Genomic DNA, 23,143 nt, shown 5'->3' on the forward strand with positions numbered 1-23,143 from the left:
AGGGTCTCATCGAACAGCGGCGGGTCGATCGCGCCGTTGTCCGCGGCGGCGAACGCCGGACTGGAACCGGACAGGGGGTTGAGGCCGACCGGTATCGCGGTGAGCACCACGGCTACCGCCGAGGCGGCGAGCGCGACCCGCATGGACTTCTTCACTCGTATCTCCATGAGAGGAAAGGGGGGAGGGGAGGGGCAAGGAGAGGGGTTGGCTTTCGGGCTCGCAGGCGAAACCGCGGGCGAGGCCGAAGAGTCAGGCGAAAGCGAACACGCGGGCTCAGCCGGGGGTGAGGCCGAAGTGCCAGGCGAAGCCGGCGGCGAGAGCACAGCGGAAAGTCGGAGGGGGAAGACGTAGGGGTCGGACGTGCGAACCCTCGGGGCCGGGCCGGGCCGGGCCGGCGCCTCGCAGGTGCCGTGCCCGTGGCCACGGGGCCGTCGGGGACAACCAGGCGAAGCGGCCGATGGCGCGGGGAAGGCGCTCCCCGCCGGGCCGGCGATCACCGTCGGTGACTCGCGGGCCCTGTTTCCGCCCGACCGGAGTCCGGTCGTCAGCTGTCCACTCTGTCGGCAACCAGCGGGGCGTCGTCCTCACGCCGGTCCGCCTGGTGTGCCACACCGTCCACGCCGGTGGCTTGCGTGACGGCGACGAGCGCGGCGACCTTGAGGCGACTGAACATGACCGGATTCCCCCGTAGTTGTGCGGTGCTTCTTGCTGACGTGATCAAGGTTGCCGCAGGTGAAAGGGGTGAACCAGGGTTCTTGGGTGTCCTGGACGCGACATGTCCTGCACAGGACAGATCGGGCTCGGGCGCGTCCGTCAAGGTCAGTTCGTCAACTACCGGCAGCGGTGCGGCATCTCGGCCGTCACTGGATCGTCGCCGTCCGCCCAGCGACGCTACGGGCCGCGCACCGAGCCAGGCGAAGGCTCCCGGCGGCGGTGGAGTCGCGCCTCCGGGGTGTCTTTCGGCGGATCAGCGGGTCTTCGCTGTCGCTCCGGCCGCGATGAGCGCGCCGGTCGAGTTGTACACGTAGGCGTCGGCGCGGGCTAGACACCGCCGGTCATGTAGGCCGCTTCGACCGTCCTCGTAGAGGCGCCACCACCACAGCAGCCAGAGGGGCTCGGCGATTGGCTGTCGGTCGAGCAAACCCGTGCGGGGACAGTGCAGTTCCCGACGCGGGCGCCCCGATGGCTCAGCCTCGCAGAGAATCAACGTGCCGCCCTGATCTCCGTAGAGCTGTCGCTCATGAATGCGGTGACGGCGGTGCAGGTTCAGTGACCCACGATGGTTCTCCAGCGGTAGACGCCGGGGTCGCACTGACCCTGATCGATTGCCCGTTGATGGGCGCGTTCCGGTGAATCGTCAGGGGGGCCGAGGACGAAGAAAGCGCAGTCGGGATATACCGGCTGCATCCCGTACCAGCCGATGGATATCAGCAGCGTGAGCAGGAGCGATGCGAGCGGGTGCCTCCAGGTGGGAGGGCCTGAGATGGGGCGGATCACGGACGGAAGCATAAGACCATCGGCGTCCCGCTCAGCACGCGGCCCTCATGCATCCGATTCGGGCTACAACTCATCACAGGACGCCGCACGAACCACCAGTATCCGCTCCGGGTTCCCGGGCAGACTGCCCAGGCGTGGAGGCTGGTCGGCGGCAGTTCGCGAACGGCAAAAAGGGTTTACGTCCAGCGGGACGCGTCACGGGCGTCCTGGCGGCCACCCGGGTGGACTGGCCGCACTCGGCCGGAGAATCCGGTGAGAAAGACCTCTCGGGCCCGCCGGAAGATGCGCCTTGTGCGCCTCCGGCGGGGCCTTCGCGCCGCTCCGCCCCCAGCAGCGACCCCCCAAGGACGGTGAGTTCGAGACAACCGGGGACGCGACCATGTGGAACCTCATGACATGTCGCCTGACCTGGGCCTTTACGTCCGGATACCTAACATGGACGTACACGGGTGACCGACTGGAAGCAGCGTCGGCCGCTTCGGTGGGATCCGCTCACGACCACGCACTGGACGGCCCAGGGAGGGTGCTTCATGACCGAGTCCGGCAACGCCAGTCAGCCCGCGAACGTGAATGAGTACGACGCCAGTCACATCCAGGTACTCGAGGGCCGCGAGGCGATACGCATGCGCCCCGGCATGTACATCGGCTCGATCGGTGAACGCGGCCTGCATCAACTGGTGTACGAGGTCGTCTCGTACGCCGCCGACGAGCACCTTGCCGGGCACGCCGACACCATCGACGTCACGATCACCGCGGACGGCGGCGTTCGCGTCGCGGACAACGGGCGGGGCCTTCCCGTCGAGGTGGTGGAGCCCGCCGGCAAGCCGGCCGTCGAACTCGAGCTGACGGAGCTGTCCTTCGGCTCCGGGACCCGCACCGGCTACTGGCAGTCCGGCGGCCTCGGCTGCCTGGGACTTCCCGTGGTCAACGCGCTGTCGAGCCGTCTCAGCATCGAGGTCCACCGAGACGGCCACCGTTGGACCCAGGAGTACGAGAAGGGCCTTCCGGTCACCGCGCTGACGAGGAACGAGGAGAGCAGCGGACGCGGCACCGCGATTGCGTTCCTGCCCGACGGCGACATCTTCGAGACCACCCCGTACTCGTGCGCCACGTTGTCGCAGCGCTTCCAGGAACTGGCCTTCCACAACGCGGGCCTGGCCATCTCACTCACCGACGAGCGTCCGTAGCGGCCGGCCCGCTACCACCCGCCACGGACGGGTCAGCCGCGCAACGCTTCGACGGGTTGCAGGGTCGAGGCGCGGCGGGCCGGGCAGATCCCGGCCAGGACGCCGGTTGCCAGACCGATGAGCCTCTACCGGCCCCACCGGGAGCAACGCAGCGCCGAGGCTGCACGAACCTGTCCCGGCTGCACCGCGCGCTACAGGAAGGCGGGGTCCGCTGCAGTCACAGCACCCTGCGCGACTACGTCCACCCGCGACGTCCCGGACACCGATCCGCCTCCGGACGGCCGCCGAGGGGGTGGGCCGCCCTCGCCCCGTGAGGCCGGCCGATGGATCACGAGCCGGCCCGGGTGAGGGCCGCGTCAACGACCTGGTCGTGGCCGCCTCGCCCTCCTGGGCAAGCGACTCCCACCGTCAGCCGCCGACCACAGACCTCGACGGTCACAGCAAGCTGATCGCTGTGACGAGAGAGCGGTCACCGCCGCCAAGTCCGTCAGTCATCGCGCCGGTCATCGATCTGAACCTCCAAATGCGGCCAGGCCGTGGCCAGGTGCGAAAGGTCGCCGGCCGGCGGCACGGTCACCGAGCCCAACGACTCGTCCGGCCTGAAATGCACCAGCGTCCCGGTCGTGCCGTCGACCTCAACGGGCTCAAGGTCGGTGACGGGGACGCCGTTCTCGTAGCGCTGAGTCCAGGCCCCGTTGAGGCGGCGGTTGGTATGGGCGAGCCACGTGCTGAGTGCCGCCACCACGGACATGCCCCGCCGAGGACGGCCGTCGGGCAGCACCTCGTCGTGCGGGACATCGAAGAACCGGAGATCCTTCGTAGCCATGACCGGCTTCTTCACGCTCCGGCCGTGCTCGTCCACACGGGTGTCGGTGCCCCGTCCGTCATCCCGGACAGATAGGGAGCCGTCGGGATGGAGAACGACGACGCAGCGTCCCCCGCCATTGCTTGACGATTCGTCGGCGGCATAGGCAAGTACTTCAAGGACGAGGTGCCACGGTCCATCCGGAGCGAACGTCGCGGGACTCTGTCGGATGTGTGCCAGATGCTCCCTATCAACGACACTGGACCAATCGTGCGTCGTATTGACCCAGGAAGCGCTCGACATGTCCATCGGGCAAGTATGCCGCCTAGTGATGACGGCCTTGAGGCCGTTCCCTGGCTGACGATGGTTCACGGGATTCGTGCCTGAACCGTTTTACGAAGCAGGGACACGCCGCTGCACGCAAAGACATCAAGTGGTGGGCGATGGCGGTCGAATCTCCTCCGGGGCCGGGGCCTACGCCTTCTTGCGGCGCTGGCGCGACAAACGACTGTTCGCCGAGTTCCACGACCGGCTTCGCGGGGGTGTGCCGGCCGCCTCACGCGGCTTCGGCGGCGGCAAGGAGATCAACGGGCGCAAGGGCAGCCGACCCACCACGCCGCGCGGACTCACCCGCGGCGGCTGCTGTGCGAGCGCCGTCAACCAATCCCGGTGAGGAGCGAGGCCAAAGACAGGAACAACGCGCCCAGGGCCCCCGCCCAGCCGTAGATCCGCACCTCACGGCGGTCATCATGACGGCGGACATAGTTCACGGTGGCCGCGGCGAAGGCCAGGCCGCCCGCGATGAACCACGGCCCCCACAGGTAGAGGTACCAGCGCGTCAACCCTGCCAGACCGGGCGCGACAGCGCGCACCCCGGCTTCGACCAGCACGCCGTGGGCAACGAAGAGACATCCGTGCCCGACGAGCAGCACCGTCGCGCCACCGCCACACAACACCATGAGTCGACCCGTCCACGTGCCGCGACGGCTCATAAGCCCGATGCCGACCAGCGCCCCGAAAAGCTTCAGGAAACCGGTCACCCACAAGACGGCCAGGAACCACGTCACCCGGTCATCAGCGAGCCGTATCAGTTCCGGAGCCACCGTCGACTGCGCACCGATGGTGCTGCCCGACGCCCAGAGGAAACTGGGTACCGCGAACAGAATCCCCCATGCCGCAACGGCGAACCCGGGCCACCTGCCCAGGCGGAGGCGGAGCCCCCAGCCGACGGCCGGACGCGCTGGATGGTTGAAAGGGCGCTTGATGGTCACGGTTCCAGCGTTGCCGGACCTCGATGACAGGGCGTACAGGGCGCCGTCCACGCGAACGACCGGGCTTCCCCGCGTCGGAGAGCCACCTTCGAACTCAGGAATGGCGCTCACGACCGGTGCCCCAGGACGCGAGAATCAGCAGCACAGCCGGCACCAGGCCCAGCGGGAAACCCGAAGGCCCCAAGATCCACCCGGCCAGCGCCACCCAGCCCGCCAGGACCCATCCCACGTAGCGCGGGACCTCCTGGCCGGTGCGGGCCATCCGCGACAGCAGCAGGCCCAGCAGAATCAGCGGCACCGCGAAGCCGCCCGGCAGCGCCCAGAACAGACGCACCGACTCGGCGAGGCTCTCGGGATCCGCGCCACGCAGCTCGCCCGAGAGCCAGCCGCCCCATTCCGACCGGGACGCGAAGGCGAAGAGCGCGGTGTGGAGGCCGCCGATGGACACTGCGCTGCGGCCTGCCCACAGGGTCAGGGTGCGGGCGCGCGTACTGCCGCCCGCGGAGGACGTTTCGATACGTCCAGTTCCGATACTCATAGTTTCGTATGATGGGGCAATGCAGCCTCCGAAGCAACCCACCGGCCGCCCGCGCGAGACCCGCGTGGACGCCGCAATCCGCGACGCGGTACGCGAGTTGGTGCCACGCGTGGGATATGCGGGCCTGACCATGGACGCCATCGCCGCCACGGCAGGCATCGGCAAAGCAGCCATCTACCGCCGCCACACCTCACGCGGCGAACTCGTCTTCTCCGTCCTCGTCCACGGCAGACAATCGCGGCCCCTGCCCGACACCGGGACGCTCACCGGCGACCTCACCGCGCTCGCGAACCTGATCCTGGGGATCTTCTCCGACCCGGTGACCGCCGCGGCCACGCCCGGGCTGCTCGCGGACCTGCGGCAGCAGCCCGACGTCGCCGCGCGGTTCCAGGAGACCTTCATCGCCGAAGAGCGCGCACAGATCACCGCGATGCTGGAACGCGCCCACCGACGCGGCGAACTGAGTACGCCGGCAGACCCCGCACTGGTACACGCCGCCATACTCGGCACGGCGTACGCCTGGCTGTTCCTCCTCGCCCAGCCGCCCACCCCCACCCCCGCCCTCGCCTCACGCATCGCCGCGCTCGCCGAAGCCGCCGCCCGGGGCAATTGACCGGCGGCGCTATCAGCCGCTATCAGCCCCCACGGAAAAGGGGTGGGTATGCGCCGTGCGGCGCACACCCACCCCATTCGGCCGTGCGGGTTTACTGGAGCTTCAGCCACGGGCTGCGGTACGGCAACGTCCACGTTCCGGAAGAGGTCCAGTTGATCTGGGTGTAGTTGGCATACGACTCACCAGTCTCTGCCGTGGTGTCGCTGAAGTCGGGAGCCGTGAAGTGCTTGTCGTTGATGGCACCCGAGGGGCAGGGGTACACCTTGTTCGATACGACTTGCGAATTGCCCGTCCGGACGGTCCGAATGGCGATATTGCAGGCCGGGTGCCCCGCAGCCAGGCTGATGTACGCGTCCGGGCGCCCCACACCCCACCTGGGCGAGCTGATACAGGCCTTGATCTTGACGTATTGCCCGCCACTCCCGGCGTAGTAGGTGCCGCAGCCGCCACCGCTGGCCGCCTGGGCATGGGGCCCCGCCATAACGGACGCCACTACCACTCCGGTTACCCCGACCGTTCGTGCCGCCGTGTGGACGAATCCACGCATGAAAGCCCCCGTGCGATTTCCCTGCCGGGTATCGGCAGGACGATGGGTATCACGATAGGACAGGCCGTGTGCTCTGGAGCACAGGCCTTGTGTGAAATCGAGGCGAGGTGATGCAGAGCTTCACGCGGGCCGCCACCATCAGCGTGTAGATCTGCTTTTCATATCTCCGACGCCCGCTTTTCCGGGGAAAGGCCAACGCCGACTCCGTTCATCACCGGCGACCGCGGCGCGGGGCTCTCCGGCGCAAGGAGTGTCGCTCGTTCGAAGGCGAGGAGACGTTTCCGCTGTTCTGGGCGGCACACGGTACGGGACATGATCCCGGCGCCCCCCTACGCCAGGGGCTCCCCCATCCCACCCGGAGGTGTCCGTCCGTGGTCCTCGTCATCACCGTCGCCGTACTCGCCCTGCTCGCCGGCCTCGCCGCGAACCGCTTCCTGCGCCCCCGGCTCCTCAACGAGGACGACGACACGGGCATGGCCGTGAAGGACCTGGTCGGCCCCCTGCTGACGCTGACCGTGCTGCTGCTCGCGTTCGTCCTCGTCACCGCCAACGGTTCGTACGGCAAGGCCGAAGTCGCCTCCCGCGGCGAAGCCCGCGCCATCGACCAGCTCGTCGAGTCCGCCGAGTACGCGCCCGAAACCCAGCGAGCCGAAGTCCAGGCGGACGCCGTCTGCTACGCCCGCGCCGTACGCGTCCAGGAGTGGCCCGCCATGGCGGACGGCCACGGCTCGCCGGTGCCCAGCGTGTGGTCCACCGACTTGCGCCGGGTCTTCCGCGAGGTGGAGGGCAAGCCGGTCTTCGGCATGCTGATCGCCGCCGACAACAAGCGCTCGGAGGAGCGGGAGGAACGCCTCACCCAGGCCACCGCGAGCATTCCCAGCGCGATCCTCTGGTTTCTGCTCGCCACGCTGGCCATCACCGTCGTCGCCCTCGGCATCTGCCTGCCGCGCCGCAACAACCGTGGCCAATTGATCACACTCGTCGTCATCACCGCGTTGCTGACGACGGCGTTGTGCATCATCCGCGACGTCGACCGCCCCTTCGGCGGCATCATCGACGTCCAACCGACAGCGATCACCGAGGCCGAACGCCAGGCCACCCGCGACTTCACTGCGAACCACCCCGCCTCCGAACTCCCCTGCGACGACCACGGCAACCGCAAGGCCGCCTGACGCGCGGACCGGCAAGCTACGCCGAACGGGAGGACCCGCACCGACTCCCACAGCTCCGCCCGCCCGCCCGGCACGCTAGGCAGAATGGTCCAGACCTTCTAGGGTGGGCATCCGTCAAATCCTTCTGCACGTAGTCGCCTTGGGGTGGTTGATGGTCTCGCGCCGGTCCCTTCTGGTTCTCGCCGGATCGAGCACGGGGGCGCTCGTCCTGCCCTCCGTGCCCGCGCGGGCCGCCGGGCAGGTCATCGACCTCCCCGCCCCCACCTCCCGGCGGCCGGTGGGCACCATCGACCTGCACCTGGTCGACCACGACCGTGACGACCCCCTCGCGCCGGACCGCAGGCCGCGTGAACTCATGGTGCAACTCTGGTACCCCGCGCTCACCACCGCCGGCTGCCGCAGGGCCCCGTACACGACGAGCGGGGTCGCCACCGCCCTCGAGGCGGGTCTGCCCCTCAAGGCGGGCACCCTGGGGGCCGTACGCCCGCACGCACGGACCGGCGCGCCGGCCAAGCCGGGCGCGCTGCCGCTGGTACTGCTCGGGCACGGACGCAAGGGCGGCCGCAGCAATTGCACCGCCCTGGCCGAGGAGCTCGCATCGTACGGATACCTGGTCGCGGGCATCGACCACACCTACGACGCGGCGGTGGTGGAGTTCCCCGACGGTCGGGCCGTCCACAGCGTGCTGCCCGAGGAGTCAGACGACTGGGACCGCCAGGAGCGCCTCGAAATAGGCGCGCGCGTCGGTGACCTGCGGTTCGTCGCCACGACCCTGACCCGTCGGCGGCAATCGCCCCGGGCGGAACCCCGCGGGATCGGCGTCGTCGGGCACTCCATGGGCGGGGCCGCCGCCGCCGAGCTCCTCCGCGTGGACGACCGCTTCACCGTCGGGGTCAATCTCGACGGCGCCCTGTTCGGCTCGTCGGTGGCCGACGTCGGGCTGGATCGTCCGTACCTGTTGCTCACCGCACTGGAGGACCACGACACCTGGCGGCGCTGGCGAGAGCACCAGCGTGGATGGGGCCGCCAGCTGCGAGCGCGCCATACCGGGCACCTCACCTACACCGACCTGCCGCACTTCGCCGTGCCCGGCGGCCTGGCGGAGTCCTGGCCTCCCGACCTGTACGCCGAACTGCTCGGGGCCCTGGACCCGGCCCGCTCGACCGAGCTGATCCGGACCTACACCCGCCTGTGCCTCGACCAGTTCCTGAAGGGCCGGCCGTCCCCCCTGCTGAACAGCCCCTCCCCGCGCTACCCGGAAGTCGACTTCCGTTGGACCCGCGGCTGACGAGCCCCGCTCGGCCCCGTGGAGTACAGGCGTGAGCGGCGGGCGCGGGCGGTGCCGGTGTCACAGCTGGGGGACGTACGGGGCGAGGCCGACGATGAGGATGGACCGTTCGCCCGGCCCCGGCTCGGAGCCGGTGCGAACCGGGCCGACGTAGTGGCTGACCCTGTGGTCGTGGACGGCGTAGCCGTCCAGTGGGTCGGTGAGGGTGAAACTGGTGTGGATGTCCGCCCACGGGTCGTCGGGCTGCAGACCCGCACTGCCCGGCGTGGCGATGACGTTCTGCCCACCCGTGACGTTGGTGCGGCCGATCAGGTGGGCGAAAGTGAACGTGCTGGCCGAACCTCCGTCCTGGTGAAGGCAGTTCGGGGATGAAACGGCATCCTGGCCCGGACGGTCGACGCCCAGCCTGATCAGGTGCACCCCGGCCCACAGCGGCCGTCTCCGCAGGTCCCTCAGGGACAGGACCTGCTCGATGTCCCAGCGCAGGAGCCGCAGCAGCAGGGCGTTGCCGCGCAGCTCCTCGGGGATGTCGGGGAGCACGCGGAGCTTTCGCGGGTGCTCGGGGTCGTCCTCGCCCTGGGAAAAATTGGTGACCGTACCGTGCACGGGGTCGGGGGTTCCGGGAATCCAGGACAGTTCGTCCTTCCACGGCAGGTACACGGCGTGGGAGTAGCGGCGGAACCGGTTCGTTCCCGGAGCGTACGGGTCGGGTGGCAGAGCGGCGAAGACCTCCCGGATCCTGGCCAAGTCCCTCGCCGCGGAGCCGTCCGGGTCGATACCGAGCTGCTCAGCACCGTAGCGGGCGAACCCGCGCTCGCCCAGACCGTCCGCTCCGCGCCGGCCCAGACCGTCCGCTCCTGCCGGGCCGGGACTCCCCGTACGAGACTGCGACCGCCCCCGGGGCTCGGCATTTCCCACGCGTTCCTCCAAAAGGTCACCATCGCGGCCATGGCGCCGGCGGCCCCGTGCCGACCTTACGCACACCTCCCCTTCCCCACAGAACCCACGTGACGACGCCCGCCGCAGTCCCCGCCGTCGGCCCGCGTACCGCCGCACCGGGTCCACCGGGTCCACCGGCCGGGAACGGGATCAGGCCATGGTTCCGTCACCCGACCGGTCCAACAGGTCCTAGAGTGTGCGCGTGACCGACCAGACATCCGAACTCATCGCCGGCCGGTACCAGCTGGTCGAACCCATCGGCCAGGGCGGCATGGGCCGGGTCTGGCGCGGTGTCGACCAGCAGCTCTTCGGACGCGAGGTCGCCATCAAGGAGATCCTCTTCCCGGCGGGGCTGGAGGACGGCGACCGCGAGACGCTGCTCAGGCGCTTCACGGGCGAGGCCCGCGCGGCGGTCACTCTCAGCCATCCCGGGATCATCACCATCCACGACGTCGTGGAGCACCACGGCGCCCCGGTCATCGTCATGGAGTTCATCCGGGGGCAGTCCCTCGCCGCGGCCATCCGCCAACAGGGCAGGCTGCCCGTGCAGCGGGTGGCGGAGATCGGGGCCGCCCTGCTCGGCGCGCTCACCGAAGCGCACGACGCACGGATCATCCATCGCGACATCAAGCCGGACAATGTGCTCCTGACCAAGGACCGCGTCGTCCTCACCGACTTCGGCATCGCCCACCTGTCGGACGCCACGACCAAGCTCAGCCGGAGCGGGACCGTCATCGGCACCCCGCACTACATGCCCCCGGAGCAGTTGGAGGGCAGGCGCCCGACCCCCGCCAACGACTTGTGGGCGCTCGGTGCCACCCTCTACCACGCGATCGAGGGACGCCCGCCGTTCGAGGCCGACGGACTCCACGCCCTTGCCGTAGCCGTCTTCACCCGCCCCCACCGGCCACCGGCCCACGCCGGCCCGTTGGCGCCCGTGCTGGACGCGCTCCTCACGAAGGACCCGGGACAGCGTGTCGGCGCCGCCGAGGCCGCCGAGCTGCTGGCGTCCGCGCTGCGGTCCTACGAGTCACGGGCGGACACGGCTGCGAAGGCCGTCCCGCGCGAGCCCGAACCGGCACCCGCCCCGGAGGCGGTGACGGAACACGCCCCGACCCCGACCGAGCGGGAGGCGGAGCTGCCGTCCCCGTCAACCCTGCCGACGGCCACGGCCGAGGAACCGGCCCGCACGCCCGATACCCTCCGCCGGCCCGTACCGGAGCGGCCGGCCACCCCGCCCCTGGCCGTGCCCCCGGCCGAGGATCTGGTCTCGCTCGGCTGGACGGACCAGCGGGGGCGGGCCGAGGGTGCGTCCGCCCGACGGCGCTCCCTCACGAGGCGCTCCGCCGTTTTGGGAGTCGCCGTGGTCACGCTCGCGGCCGGCTCCGTTCTGACGTGGAAGTTGACCCGTGACACCCCGCCCGGCGGCGGGACGCCCGGCAGCGGTTCCGCGGCCTCCCCCGTGACGGTGGTCATCGGAGTGGACGCACCGCTCAGCGGCGACCTGTCGGCCATGGGGGTCGGCATGAAGAACTCCGCCGACCTGGCGGCCCGGACCTCCAACCGCACCGGGCACGTACCCGGCGTGACCTTCGAGATCAAAGCTCTGGACGACGAAGCCGCTCCCGCCAAGGGCCGGCCGAACGCCACTCGGTTCATCGACGACGAGAAGGTGCTCGGCGTTGTCGGGCCACTCACCTCCGCGGTCGCCAAGACCATGGCGGAACCGCTCGGACAGGCGAACCTCGTCAACGTGTCACCGGCCAACACCGACCCCGCGCTGACGCTGGGCCCCCACTGGGCCAAGGGCTCCACGTCCCGCCCGTACAAGACCTACTTCCGAACCGTCGCGACGGACGTCGACCAGGGGCCGTTCGCCGCCCGGTACCTCCATGACGAGGCCGGGAAGAGGAAGCTCTACGTCATCGACGACGGCAGCGCCTACGGCACCGGCCTCGCATCCGGGTTCAGCTCCGGGTTCACGAAGCTCGGCGGGACCGTCGTGGGTACGGACCGGGTCGATCCCGCGCAGGACGACTTCGCCTACTTGGCCGCCCAGACGCGGGCCTCCGGGGCCGATGCCGTGTACTTCGGCGGCTACTACGACACCGCCGGGCGGCTCTCCGAGCAGCTCAAGCAAGCGGGCGTGACCGTGCCCCTGATGGGCGGGGACGGCGTCTTCGACCAGCAGTTCCTCACCACGAACACGAAGGCCGAGGGCGACCTCGCCACGGGCATCGGCGTTCCTGCCGAGGACCTGGCAAAGGGAGGGGACTTCCTCGCGCAGTACCGGGCGGCGGGGTACCCGGAGGCGGCCGGTTCGTACGGCCCCTACGCGTACGACGCGGCCTGGGCCGTCATCGAGGCGGTGAAGGCCGTGGTGGACGCCCACGGCGGAACCCTCCCCGCGGACGCCCGGGCGAAGATGCCGCAGGCCGTGTCGGGGCTGGCGTTCGACGGCGTCACCGGTCGCGTGGCCTTCGACGCGTACGGCGACACGGTCAACCGCCGGCTGACGGTGTACGCGGTGAAGGGCGGCAGCTGGACGACCGTGAAGAGCGGTCCCGCTGCCCCCTGAGCCGTCCCGGACGGGACCGCGCACCGGGTGGCGCCGTGGCTCCCCCCTTGGCAGCCACGGCGCCACCCGTCCTACGGAGTGGTCTACAGCCGCTGCCAGAGCGCCGGGACCACCGGCGGCTCCCAGCCCGTCTGGGCCTGGTGGCCTTGCACGCAGCGGTAGCTCGCGCCGCCGTAGGTGACGGTGGCGCCGGCCGCGTAGACGGCCCCTGCCTTCCAGGTACCGCCGGGCTCCGGGTTGCCCGGGCCGGGGCCCGGGTCGCTTCCGGTGACCTTGAGGGTCAGGCCGTAGGCGGACAGGAGCGGGTTCAGCGGCTGGAAGAAGGTGGTCCCGCCGCTGGAGCAGTTGCCCGAGCCGCCCGAGGTCACGCCCTGGGCCTGGCTGCCGGAGATGTAGGAGCCGCCGGAGTCACCGGGCTCGGCGCAGACCGTCGTGCGGGTGACGCCGGAAATGGTGCCCTCGGGGTAGGTGACGCTGGTGTTGTGCTGCTGGATGGTCCCGCAGTGCCAGCCCGTGGTCGATCCGGAGCGGCACACCGAGGCCCCGACGGGTTGCAGCACCGAGCCGGTGACCTGCACGTTCGCCCCGCCGCTGCCCTTGACGTAGGGGGTGGCGGCCCAGTTGGCGTTCGCCGCCACCCAGGCCATGTCGCTGCCGGGGAAGACGGAGGCCTGGAAAGAGCCCTGGGCAACCCGGTTGAACCCGGTGGTGGTGGTCCCGGCCCGCCCGCAGTGCCCGGCGGTGGCGAAGCCGTTCACCGTTCCCTTGGTGATCGGGAAGCCCACCGAGCAGCGGCCGCTGCCGTTCATGTAGTACGCGTCACCGCCCCGCAGGTCGTACAGCGGGCGCGGGGCCTCGGCGGTACGGACCACCGTGACCAGTGCCGCGTCGATCCCGGTGGCCGCCAGCAGGCCGGCCGCGGCCCCGGGCCGGGTCTCCTCGACGACCAGGGTGTTGCCGCGCGGGTCGACGTAGCGGACCGGGGTCCCCGCGGTGGCGGCCCGGTCCAGCGCGGCCTTCGCGGTGTCCAGGTCGGTCAGGGAGCGGCTGACCAGCTTCGCCCGGGCCCCCGTGGCCCGTATCGAAGCGGTGTCGGCGGCCCGGGTGGTGGCCACGGTCAGGGTCCCCGCGTCGGCACCGTCCAGCCAGGCTCCGGCGAAGGCGGCGCCGAGCCGGGCCTGCAGCCGGGCGGCGGTGGCCCCCGCCTCGGCCTCGTGGGCCAGACGGGCCTTGGCCTGCGTGGGGGTCAGGCCGAGGTCGCGCTGCATGGCGGTGAGCAGCTCGGGGGGAGCTTCGGCGGTGCGCAGGGTGGCGGAGGCCGACTTCGTCGGGCGCGCGGCGTCTGCGGATTCCGCGGGGGCGGCGGTGGCAACGGCGCCGGTGGCGGCCAGCAGCAGCCCGGCGGCGGCCAGGGCGGTACACGCCGCGCGGGCGTGTCGCTTGAGCATGGGGGATCTCCTCGGTTCGGTGGGGGTCAGCGACACCGTAGGAATCCGAACGCCCCTGCGGGAGATGCCGGTTGGCCCTTCCCCCGGTGTTATGGCCGCGCGGTGGGCTGGAGGGGAGCCGACGGACGACCGGGTCGCGGCGACCTCCACGCCTCGCCACTCCACGCCCCGCCCCGCCCCGCCCCGACCCGACCGGACTACGCCCGTTCCGCCAGTGCCGCGGTGACCGCGACCGCGGACGAGCGGGCCAGCGCCTCCGTGTGCGCGTCCCGGGCGTGGTCCAGCACCGCTCCCGCGCGGGCGGCTGCCCGCGTCGCCGGATGCCAGCCGAGCAGGTGCCGCCACACCAGTGGGCTCCCGGCGAGCGGCCGGGTCACGAGTCCGGGGGTCACGGGGAAGGTCGCCCGGCACAGTCCCACGGCCCGTCCGACCTGGACGAGGTGCACGCACGAAGCCGTGTCCGCCTCGTACACGCACGCCGGGGTGAACCCGGCGCGCACGCAGGCCGCCGCGAAGCAGTCCCCGAAGCACCCGTCGCCCGGTACGTCGGTCCAGGCCTCGGCGGCCAGTTCCGCCAGCTCGATCCACGGCCGTCGCGCCAGCGGGTGGTCCTCGGCCAGCATCACGTGGACCGGGTCCCGTGCCACCTCCATCCACGCGAGCCGCTCCGGCTCCGGCGGGACGCTCTCCCCGCACACCCCGACCAGGGCGAAGTCCAGCCTGCCCGCGGCCACGCCCGCGGCGACCTCCCGTTCCGACCACGAGGTGTACGTGGTCACCGGTACCCCGGGCTCCTGCCGGACGATCCGGTCCACGAGTCCGCCCAGCAGCGGCCCGTGCGTGCCTCCGAGCCGGTATCCGGCCGTGCCCTGCCGGGCGAAGCGCACCGCCTCCTCCTGAAGCTCGCACACGGCCGGCAGCACCACGCGGGCCCGCTCCAGCACCAGCTCCCCGAGCGCGGTGGCCCGTACGCCTTCCCGCCCCCGGACGAAGAGCGGCCCGTCCAGCGCCCGCTCGATCCGCTTGAGCTGGGTGCTCAGGGCGGGCTGGGTGAGCCCCAGGACGGTGGCCGCGCGGGTCAGGCTGCCGGCGTCTGCGACGGCTCTGACGATCTTGAGGTGCCTCAACTCCAGATCCATGCCATGAGCTTGGTCCAGACCTGTCTGCATGCGCTACAGGTCTGCCGCATCCGGAATCGGTGAAAGCTCGTGGCCGTGGGCGGGCCGGCCGACGGGATCGGTGTCCGCCCTGCTCAGGAGGGTGCGATGCTTCATGCACGCCGGTAGTGAGCCGGCTCGATGAAAGGTGGCGTCACATGGCAGCAGGATTCTCGGATTGGAAAGTCAATCGCCAGTATGCGGAGAACGACCGTGTCGTTCATCTCGGCAGGCAGTACCGGTGCCTGGTGACGCACAAATCCAATTCCGCGAGCAATCCCGCGACGACCGTCAAGATGTGGCAGCCGTACGCCGGTTGAGCGGGGCAATGTCCCGATTGGAAGCGCTCTCAGCCGTCCGCCCGGCCCGGCGCTAGGCTGTAGTCGATCCGGCGACGGCACAGGTCCGCACCTCCCTGCGTGTCGCCGCCCCCGTCGACGAGGAGCGACCGCCTTGCCCGAGCAGTACCCCGGGTCCCGCCCCACCCTGGAAGCCGTCGCGGCGCGTGCGGGGGTCTCCCGGGCCACCGCCTCGCGGGTCGTCAACGGGGGCGACGGGGTCCGCAAACCGCTGGTCGACAAGGTGCTGCGGGCCGTCGAGGAGCTCGACTACGTCCCCAACCGCGCGGCCCGGTCATTGGTGACCCGACGAACGGGCGCGGTGGCCGTCGTCATCGCGGAGCCCGAGGTGCGGATCTTCTCGGACCCCTTCTTCTCCCAGCAGATACGGGGCATCAGCAAGGAGCTCACCGCCCACGACACCCAGCTCGTGCTCCTGCTGGTGGAGGGGCCGGGGGATTTCGACCGGGTCACCCGGTACCTGACCGGCGGCCACGTGGACGGCGCTCTCGCCTTCTCGCTGCACACGGACGACCCGCTGCCCGCGATCACCCGGCGAGCGGGGATTCCGACCGTGTTCGGGGGCCGGCCCGGCTGGACCGCCGACCCCGGCGATCGGGCCGTACCGTACGTCGACGCCGACAACCGGGGCGGGGCCCGGGTCGCGGTGCGGTACCTGCTCGACCTCGGGCGGGAGCGGATCGCGCACATCGGCGGGCCGCCCGACCAGACCTCGGCGACGGACCGCCTCGACGGCTACCGGGACGTGCTGCTGGACGTGGATCCGACGCTCCTCGCCGAGGGCGCTTTCACCGTGGAGAGCGGGGCGCGGGCGATGACGGAGCTGCTGGAACGGCGGCCCGACCTGGACGCGGTGTTCGTCGCCAACGATCTGATGGCGTCGGGGGCGCTACGGGTCCTGCGGCAGCGCGGGATCGCGGTGCCCGAGCAGGTGGCGGTCGTCGGATTCGACGACATGGATCCGGTGGCCAAGGAGACCGAACCGCCGCTGACCACCGTCGGCCAGGACATCGAGGGCCAGGGGCGGCTGATGGCACGGCTGCTGCTGCGCATCCTCGACCGTACGGGGAACGGCGTGGCACCCGACTCGGTGATCACCCCGACCACGCTGGTCCGGCGGGCCTCGGCCTGACCCCGACGTACGCGCGCGGCGGGCCCCCGCCCCAAGGGGCCGGAGACCCGCCGCACCGATGGCGCCCGTACGTCCGGTTCGTTCCTGCGGGCGACTACGCGTACGGGATCCTCAGCACCGCCGCGTCCGTGCCCGTCTGCACCTGGGACGTGCCGTTGCCCAGCGCGTTCCATATCTCCAGACGGACGGTGCCGTTCTTGAGTTCGCCCAGGCTGCCGGTGACGGCCTGCGCGCCGACCGCCTGCGTGTACTCCTCCCAGCCCGCGACCGGGTCGGTCGCGAAGTAGCGGAAGGTTTCGGTGCGGTCGAAGGTGCCGTCACCGGACAGGTCGTAGCTGACCCGGACCTGCGGGGCGAGCCCGACCTTGGTTCCCGCGTCCACCCGGAGGCGGAACGAGGTGGCGGCCCCGGCGGACACCTTGCCGTTGACCTGCTTCACCTCGTAGACGGTCGGCCGGTACGGGGTGCCGTCCCGGTTCACGCCGTCGGCCGAGGCCAGGGTGTCCACGCCGGCCGGGTCGGTCGTGGCGGTGGTGAGGACGCCGCCGGTCTTGAGGCGGAAGGTGTTGCCGGTGGACGGGCCCGGCTCCTCCGGGTCCGGATCTCCACCGCCGGCGCCCGTGCCCGTGGCCGTCGAACGGGCCGGTACGGAAAGGGTCTTGCCGTCCGAGAACGTCACCGTGCGGGCGGTGGAGCCGTGGTTGTGCGCGGTGTAGGTGCGCGTGCCGTTCTTGCTGAAGACGGCGGAGGTGGGCAGGTTGCCGCTGACCGTCATGTCCGGTGCGCCGAGTGTGTCGAGGGTGTTGATCCAGTGGTAGGTGTGCGCCTTGGAATCGCCCTGCTCGGGGGTGTAATTTCCGTTCGCGGCATCCCACTTGGCCTTCGCCGAGGCCGGATCGGCCAGTGCCTCGAACTCCCAGAGCAGGTCGCGCCACTCCTGGGCCGGGCCGCCGTTCTCGCGCTCCATCTCGGCGATGTTCCGCTTGATGGCGGCCTTCTCACGGGCCAGGTGGAGTGAACCTCCGGTCACGGGGAGGACGTTGATGCCGTGGATCTCCTCCGGGTTGGCGGTCCACCAGGTGGAGTAGGAGGCGCCGCTGCCCCAGACCATGCCGACCGTGCCGTACTTGTACGAGGCGGGGAATACCTGCTCGCTCGCGTCGAACCAGTACTGGGTGATCGCCTCGGACTCCGTCGTCAGCAGGTAGCTGCCGAGGTCGCGGAGCGAGGTGTCTCCGGTCGCCGCGCCCCAGAGCACGAGACCGGCGCTGAGGTTGATGGACTCCGACGAGGACTCCTGGTTGTTGCCCGCCGCGAAGCCCTGGTGGCCGGAGGCCCAGCTGTGGCCCGCGTACACGTCGAAGCCGCGCAGGAAGGGGTACGACGAGTCGGTGCGGCTCGGGTTGGCGGTGTCGCGGATCAGGTGCTTGATCATCGCGCCCCAGGCCGAGTCGGCCGCCCAGGCCTGGTCGTACTGGGCGATGATCGCCGCCGCGTAGACGTAGTAGCTGTAGTGGAAGTGGTGGTCGTTGAGTTCGGTGTCACTGCCGTACGAGGCCGGATATCCGGTGAGGGTCTTCCAGTCCTTGTCGTAGCTGAACTCGCTCGCCCCGCCCGCCGTGAACCACTCCTGGAGCCGTCCCTTCATCAGGCCGAGGAGCTTGTCGCGGGTCGCGGTCTGGCCGATCTGGTCGGCCACGGGCACCAGTTGGGCGAGACGGCCGAGCGCCTTGCCGGTCCAGTAGGTGTCGGCGGCCCCGGAGAACGGGTCGGAGGCGTTGGCGACCTCGTTGAGGTAGCCGGTCAGCCGGGCCCGGTCGACGCCGCTGGAGGCGGGCAGGGCGGGCACCACGCCGTTGCTCTTCTGGCTGGTGGTGAAGGAGGCGGACTCGCGCACCTTCATCGTGCCGCGCGGCGAGACGTACGTGTACGGGGTCAGCGCGTCGGTGGTGTGCAGCCACTGGTGGCGGTAGAGGGCCTGCAGCGTGCCGCGCTCGGTGCCCTCCTTGGCCTCCGTGGTCAGGGTGTAGGTCGCCCCGACGTTGCCGCCGGCGCTCTGCCAGGCCACCTGGGAGCCGGTGACGAAGCTGAACGCGTACTTGCGGAAGGTCGCGAGCGCGTCAGTGGAAGGCAGGACCGCGAGCGAGAAGTAGTCCTTGCCCGCGAGCCCGGCGGTGATCGTGGTGCCGGAGACGATCCAGTCGGCGCCGGTCGGTGCGAAGAGCGCGTAGTGGTGACCGGCGACCGTGATGCCGAGGACGTTGCCGTTGTCCGCGAAGACGGTGGGCGTGGAGGCGGTCGTGATGCGGGCGTCGCCGCCGGAGCCCTTGGCGTACACGAACGGCATGCCGTGGCCGATGGTGGCCCGGAAGGTCCGGGAGCCGTCCGCCCAGTACGGGGTGACCGTCCAGTCCGACCAGGCGTCGGCCTTGGTGTCGGGAGAGTTCAGGCCGGTGAGGCCCACGGTGAGGTCGGCCTTGTGGGCGTACTCGTACTGCCGGCCGTCACCGACGATCGCGGGCGCGGTCGGGTAACCGACCTCCAGTCCGGAGGCCTTGGCCTGGTACGTGAGGGGGTGACCGTACATGGGGGTGGAGTACGGGTTGTCGCCGTAGCGCTGGTAGGCGAGCGAGGTCCACCAGTCGTTGGTCGGGACGGGCTTGTCCCGGGCGGCGGCGGTGAGTTTGGGAGTGACGGAGGCGCCGGTGTTCGTCGTCGGTCCTGACGTACCGGCAGGCCGGGTATCGGTGTAACTGCCCGCACCCGCGGGGACGGTGGCCGCGGCCGCTGGGGAGGCGGCCGGGCCGAGGCCGACGACGGCCAGGCCGACGGCCAGGAGCGTCGCCACTGCGGGTCTGGAGGGGGAGGCTCGCACGAAACAGCACCTCGATCACGTGGGGGGAAGAGCGCGTTCGAGAGCGCTCTCAAGTGCCAAGGAACGTAAATCTCCTGAAACCTAAGTGTCAAGAGAACAGGCACAAAGGGCAGTTGGGCGTAACACCAAGCTGTTACGCGTTCGAGTCTTGACGGGGAGGAGGTGGTGGGGGACGCTCCAGACGCAAGAACTGAGAGCGCTCTCAAGCACTCGGTTCATCCCGAAGTCAAGGGAGGCTTCCCATGCCCATCGCCCGAGCCGCCAAGAGAGCCACAGCCCGCCTCGGCGCGGTCGTCCTCACGGGGGCCCTCCTCGCCGCCTGTGGTTCCGGCGCCTCGCCGGACGCCTCCGACGGTGCGGGCGGAAAAGTCACCCTCACGGTCGACCTCTTCGGATCCTTCGGCTTCAAGGAGGCGGGGCTCTACGAGGAGTACCAGAAGCTCAACCCCGACGTGACGATCAAGCAGACCGACACCCAGGACGAGGCGGACTACTGGAAGTCGCTGCAGACCCGCCTCGCGGGCGGCGGCGGTCTCGCGGACGTGCAGGGCGTCGAGGTGGGCCGGATCGCGTCGGTCACCCAAGAGCAGGCCGACAGGTTCCAGGACCTGAAGGAGTTCGGGGCCGACAAGCTCAAGGGCCAGTTCGCCGAGGCCAAGTGGTCGGCGGCGACCACCAAGGACGGCAAGGTGCTCGGCCTCGGCACGGACGTCGGCCCCGAGGCCATGTGCTACCGCACCGACCTCTTCAAGCAGGCCGGGCTCCCCACCGACCGCGAGGAACTCGCGAAGAAGTGGTCCACGTGGGACGGCTACCTGGAGTTGGGCAAGGAGTACAAGAAGAAGGCACCCGCCCAGAGCGCCTGGCTGGACAGCATCGGATCCCTCTACGGGATCATGATCGGCCAGGAGAAGGAGCGGTACTACAACGCCTCCGGCGAGATGATCTACGAGAAGAACCCGGCGGTCAGGACGGCCTGGGACACTTCCGTGAAGGCGGCCGAGGCCGGCCTGAGCGCCAAGCTCGACCAGTGGTCCCCGCAGTGGAACCAGGCCTTCGCCGCCGGTTCGTTCGCCACCATCCCGTGCCCCGCCTGGATGCTCGGCTACGTCAAGGCCCAGGCCGGTGACGGGGGCCAGGGCAAGTGGGACATCGCCAAGCTGCCCGGCGGCGCGGGCAACTGGGGCGGCTCGTACCTCTCGATCCCGCGTGCTGCCAAGCACAAGCAGGAGGCGTACAAACTGATCGAGTGGCTCACCGCGCCCGAGCAGCAGGCGAAGGTCTTCCAGAAGCAGGGCAACTTCCCCTCCTCGACCGGGGCGATCGCGAAGATCGCGGACGCCAAGGACCCGTACTTCTCGGGCGCCCCGATCGGCCAGATCTTCGGTGACGCGGCCAAGGAGTCCCCCGTCCAGGTGCTCGGCGTGCACGACCAGAACGTGATGCAGCAGCTGACGAACGCGCTGAGCGAGGTCGAGCGCAAGGGAGTCTCCTCGGACACGGCGTGGGAGACGGCGAAGAAGGGCGTGGCGAACGTGATCGGCTGACACCGGTCGCGGGGCCGTCCACCGACGGTGGCGGCCGAGCCCCTCGCCTCCCCGCGAGGCCGGTCCACCCCGGGCGTCCCCGCACGGACGACCGGCCGCCTGGAAGGCGGCCGCGCCGCCCGCGCACCTCGGTGGGCCGGCCGCACCCCGTACCCCTCCCGCACCCGCACCCCCTCCTGCCCCGATTCACCGAAGGGCCGCATCGTGTCCCCCACCTCCACCGCGAAGGCCGGCCCCCGCCCGGCCGGGACCGGATCCGGTCCCGGGACCGGCCCGGACGACGGTCCGGCAGCCGCTCTCCGGCGAACCTGGCGCAAGGCCTCCCCGTACGCCTACATCGCCCCCTTCTTCACCCTGTTCCTCGCCTTCGGCCTCTTCCCGCTCCTCTACACGGCGTTCGTCTCCCTCTACCGCGTCGAGCTCCAGACGAGCGGCGAGATGGAGTGGCGGGGCATCGCCAACTACACCGCGCTCTTCACCGACGAGTACTTCTGGATCTCGCTGCGCAACACGTTCACCATCGGCGTGCTGTCCACCGTGCCGCAACTCGCGATGGCACTTGGCCTGGCCCACCTGCTCAACTACAAACTGCGCGGCCGGACGTTCATCAGGACCGCGGTCCTGCTCCCCTACGCGACGTCCGTCGCCGCCGCCACACTCGTCTTCGCGCAGCTCTTCGGCCGCGACTTCGGCCTGATCAACTACGTGATCGGGCTCGTCGGTGTCGACCCGGTGGACTGGCAGACGGGCACGGTCGCCTCACAGATCGCCGTATCGACGATCGTGATCTGGCGCTGGACCGGCTACAACGCGCTGATCTACCTCGCGGGGATGCAGTCGATCCCGCACGAGCTGTACGAGGCCGCGGGGCTGGACGGGGCTTCTCGCTGGCGCCAGTTCCTCCACGTGACCCTTCCCGGCCTGCGGCCGACCATCGTCTTCACCGTGATCGTTTCGACGATCGGGGCGACCCAGCTCTTCGGTGAGCCGCTGCTGTTCGAGGGATCGATCTCCGGCGGGATCTCGCACCAGTACCAGACCCTCGGCCTGTACATGTACGAACAGGGCTGGGGCTTCTTCCACCTGGGGCGGGCCGCGGCCATCGCCTGGGTGATGTTCGTCCTGATCGTGGTGCTCGTCGGGGTCAATGCCCTGGTCGCGCGCCGCCGTGCACGCAAGGAGGCCGGCCGATGACCGCGCTCGCCGCACCGCCGACCGCGCCCGAGAAGCGCCGTCCTCCGCGGGATCGGCCCGGCGGACACCGCTGGCTCCGCAGGGGCGGCGGAGCCGGGAGGACGATGACGGGCGGCTGGATCGCCTACCTCGTCCTCGGATTCGCGCTGCTGATCTCGGCGTTCCCGTTCTACTGGACGATCGTCGCGGCCAGCCGTTCCAACGCGGACCTGGCACAGGTGCCGCCGAGCCTGCTGCCCGGCCCGAACCTGATCAAGAATTTCGAGGCGGTCCTCGAAGAGGCCGACATCGGCAAGGCGCTGCTGAACTCGCTGATCGTCTCCGGGTCCATCACCGTGGGCACGGTGCTCTCCTGCACGCTGGCCGGGTTCGCCTTCGCCAAGCTGCGGTTCCGGGGCCGGAGCGCGCTGCTGACGTTGACGATCGGGACGATGATGATCCCGCCGCAGCTCGGCGTGATCCCGCTCTTCATGCTGATCGCCGAACTCCAGTGGGTGAACCAGCTCCAGGCGGTGGTCCTGCCGGGTCTGGTGTCGGCGTTCGGGGTGTTCTTCATGCGCCAGTACCTGATCCAGTCGTTGCCGGACGAGCTGATCGAGGCGGCCCGCGTGGACGGGGCCTCCACGGCCCGCATCTTCTGGTCGATCGTGATCCCGATCGCGCGGCCGGGGATGGCGGTGCTCGGGATGCTCACGTTCATGACGGCGTGGAACGACTTCTTCTGGCCGGTCATCGCGCTGTCCTCGCAGGAGCCGACCGTGCAGGTCGCGCTGCGGCAGCTCGGCGGCGGCTACGTCAACGACCAGTCCGTCATCATGGCCGGCACGTTGCTCGGCACCCTGCCGGTGCTGCTCGTCTTCGGCCTGCTGGGCCGGCAGATCGTCGGCGGCATCATGCAGGGAGCAGTGAAGGGCTGACGCGGCCCGCCCTCCCGGTCCCGGTCCAGGTCCAGGCCCCGCCGGCCTCCCGTCCGATCGTTTTCCCGTCCCCCTCACT

The 23,143-nt window shown here is 70.5% G+C and carries 18 protein-coding genes and 1 pseudogene; 10 read left to right on the plus strand and 9 right to left on the minus strand.

The window, feature by feature from the left end; genetic code table 11:
• Positions 1–544 precede the first annotated feature (544 nt).
• Positions 545–673, minus strand: coding sequence for a hypothetical protein (locus AC6CKD_RS35475; RefSeq protein WP_498333176.1), 129 nt, complete (start codon positions 671–673; stop codon positions 545–547).
• A gap of 1,354 nt (positions 674–2,027) precedes the next feature.
• On the opposite strand from AC6CKD_RS35475, the pseudogene AC6CKD_RS35480 reads away from it, so the two are divergent.
• Positions 2,028–2,678 (plus strand): annotated as a pseudogene (locus AC6CKD_RS35480) (ATP-binding protein); the annotation flags it as partial.
• 493 nt (positions 2,679–3,171) lie between these two features.
• Here AC6CKD_RS35480 and AC6CKD_RS35485 read toward each other — a convergent pair.
• From AC6CKD_RS35485 to AC6CKD_RS35495, 3 genes are all read right to left on the minus strand, one after another.
• Positions 3,172–3,798, minus strand: a complete 627-nt coding sequence (locus AC6CKD_RS35485) for an ATP-binding protein (RefSeq protein ID WP_498333177.1) — start codon at positions 3,796–3,798, stop codon at positions 3,172–3,174.
• A 347-nt stretch (positions 3,799–4,145) separates the two neighbouring features.
• Positions 4,146–4,760, minus strand: a complete 615-nt coding sequence (locus tag AC6CKD_RS35490) for a DUF3995 domain-containing protein (RefSeq protein ID WP_498333179.1) — start codon at positions 4,758–4,760, stop codon at positions 4,146–4,148.
• Positions 4,761–4,854: 94 nt separating this feature from the next.
• Positions 4,855–5,298, minus strand: a complete 444-nt coding sequence (locus tag AC6CKD_RS35495; protein ID WP_498333181.1) for a DUF6463 family protein — start codon at positions 5,296–5,298, stop codon at positions 4,855–4,857.
• Between the two features lie 19 nt (positions 5,299–5,317).
• Here AC6CKD_RS35495 and AC6CKD_RS35500 point away from each other — a divergent pair, with 19 nt between their 5' ends.
• The gene (locus tag AC6CKD_RS35500; protein WP_498333183.1) at positions 5,318–5,911 is read left to right on the plus strand and encodes a TetR/AcrR family transcriptional regulator; all 594 of its coding nucleotides are present in this window, start codon (positions 5,318–5,320) and stop codon (positions 5,909–5,911) included.
• A gap of 91 nt (positions 5,912–6,002) precedes the next feature.
• Here the strand turns inward: AC6CKD_RS35500 and AC6CKD_RS35505 are convergent, their stop codons facing one another.
• Positions 6,003–6,458, minus strand: coding sequence for a hypothetical protein (locus tag AC6CKD_RS35505; RefSeq protein ID WP_498333185.1), 456 nt, complete (start codon positions 6,456–6,458; stop codon positions 6,003–6,005).
• A 371-nt stretch (positions 6,459–6,829) separates the two neighbouring features.
• Between AC6CKD_RS35505 and AC6CKD_RS35510 the strand changes: the two genes are divergently transcribed.
• Both AC6CKD_RS35510 and AC6CKD_RS35515 read left to right on the plus strand, forming a co-directional pair.
• Positions 6,830–7,630, plus strand: coding sequence for a bestrophin-like domain (locus AC6CKD_RS35510; RefSeq protein WP_498333187.1), 801 nt, complete (start codon positions 6,830–6,832; stop codon positions 7,628–7,630).
• Between the two features lie 151 nt (positions 7,631–7,781).
• Entirely contained in the window at positions 7,782–8,918 is a 1,137-nt protein-coding gene (locus AC6CKD_RS35515; protein WP_498333188.1) for an alpha/beta hydrolase, read from the plus strand.
• Positions 8,919–8,978: 60 nt separating this feature from the next.
• Here AC6CKD_RS35515 and AC6CKD_RS35520 read toward each other — a convergent pair whose 3' ends face one another.
• Entirely contained in the window at positions 8,979–9,836 is an 858-nt protein-coding gene (locus tag AC6CKD_RS35520; protein ID WP_498333190.1) for a 2OG-Fe dioxygenase family protein, read from the minus strand.
• Between the two features lie 223 nt (positions 9,837–10,059).
• On the opposite strand from AC6CKD_RS35520, the gene AC6CKD_RS35525 reads away from it, so the two are divergent.
• A complete protein-coding gene (locus AC6CKD_RS35525; RefSeq protein WP_498333192.1) occupies positions 10,060–12,435 on the plus strand; it encodes a bifunctional serine/threonine-protein kinase/ABC transporter substrate-binding protein in 2,376 nt (791 codons plus the stop codon).
• Positions 12,436–12,518: 83 nt separating this feature from the next.
• On the opposite strand, the gene AC6CKD_RS35530 is transcribed toward AC6CKD_RS35525, so the two are convergent.
• Positions 12,519–13,883 (minus strand): carbohydrate-binding protein, encoded by a 1,365-nt coding sequence (locus AC6CKD_RS35530; protein WP_498333194.1) that lies wholly within the window; start codon positions 13,881–13,883, stop codon positions 12,519–12,521.
• 197 nt (positions 13,884–14,080) lie between these two features.
• Complete coding sequence (locus AC6CKD_RS35535; protein ID WP_498333195.1) at positions 14,081–15,022, minus strand: LysR family transcriptional regulator; 942 nt, start codon at positions 15,020–15,022, stop codon at positions 14,081–14,083.
• A 176-nt stretch (positions 15,023–15,198) separates the two neighbouring features.
• On the opposite strand from AC6CKD_RS35535, the gene AC6CKD_RS35540 reads away from it, so the two are divergent.
• Both AC6CKD_RS35540 and AC6CKD_RS35545 read left to right on the plus strand, forming a co-directional pair.
• Positions 15,199–15,360 (plus strand): carbohydrate-binding protein, encoded by a 162-nt coding sequence (locus AC6CKD_RS35540; protein WP_498333197.1) that lies wholly within the window; start codon positions 15,199–15,201, stop codon positions 15,358–15,360.
• A gap of 133 nt (positions 15,361–15,493) precedes the next feature.
• On the plus strand, positions 15,494–16,531 hold the full coding sequence (locus AC6CKD_RS35545) for a LacI family DNA-binding transcriptional regulator (protein ID WP_498333199.1): 1,038 nt from the start codon (positions 15,494–15,496) through the stop codon (positions 16,529–16,531).
• A gap of 94 nt (positions 16,532–16,625) precedes the next feature.
• Here AC6CKD_RS35545 and AC6CKD_RS35550 read toward each other — a convergent pair whose 3' ends face one another.
• Complete coding sequence (locus tag AC6CKD_RS35550) at positions 16,626–19,406, minus strand: glycosyl hydrolase (protein ID WP_498333200.1); 2,781 nt, start codon at positions 19,404–19,406, stop codon at positions 16,626–16,628.
• Between the two features lie 242 nt (positions 19,407–19,648).
• Between AC6CKD_RS35550 and AC6CKD_RS35555 the strand changes: the two genes are divergently transcribed.
• The 3 genes from AC6CKD_RS35555 to AC6CKD_RS35565 all read left to right on the plus strand — a co-directional run bounded on the left by AC6CKD_RS35555 (position 19,649) and on the right by AC6CKD_RS35565 (position 23,064).
• A complete protein-coding gene (locus AC6CKD_RS35555) occupies positions 19,649–20,953 on the plus strand; it encodes an ABC transporter substrate-binding protein (protein WP_498333202.1) in 1,305 nt (434 codons plus the stop codon).
• Positions 20,954–21,157: 204 nt separating this feature from the next.
• Positions 21,158–22,147: a carbohydrate ABC transporter permease gene (locus tag AC6CKD_RS35560; RefSeq protein ID WP_498333204.1), complete on the plus strand. Its 990-nt coding sequence runs from the start codon at positions 21,158–21,160 to the stop codon at positions 22,145–22,147.
• Positions 22,144–23,064, plus strand: coding sequence for a carbohydrate ABC transporter permease (locus AC6CKD_RS35565; protein ID WP_498333206.1), 921 nt, complete (start codon positions 22,144–22,146; stop codon positions 23,062–23,064). Before AC6CKD_RS35560 ends, AC6CKD_RS35565 begins: the two co-directional genes overlap by 4 nt.
• Positions 23,065–23,143 lie beyond the last annotated feature (79 nt).

It is taken from the genome of Streptomyces sp. GQ60 (assembly GCF_059758875.1).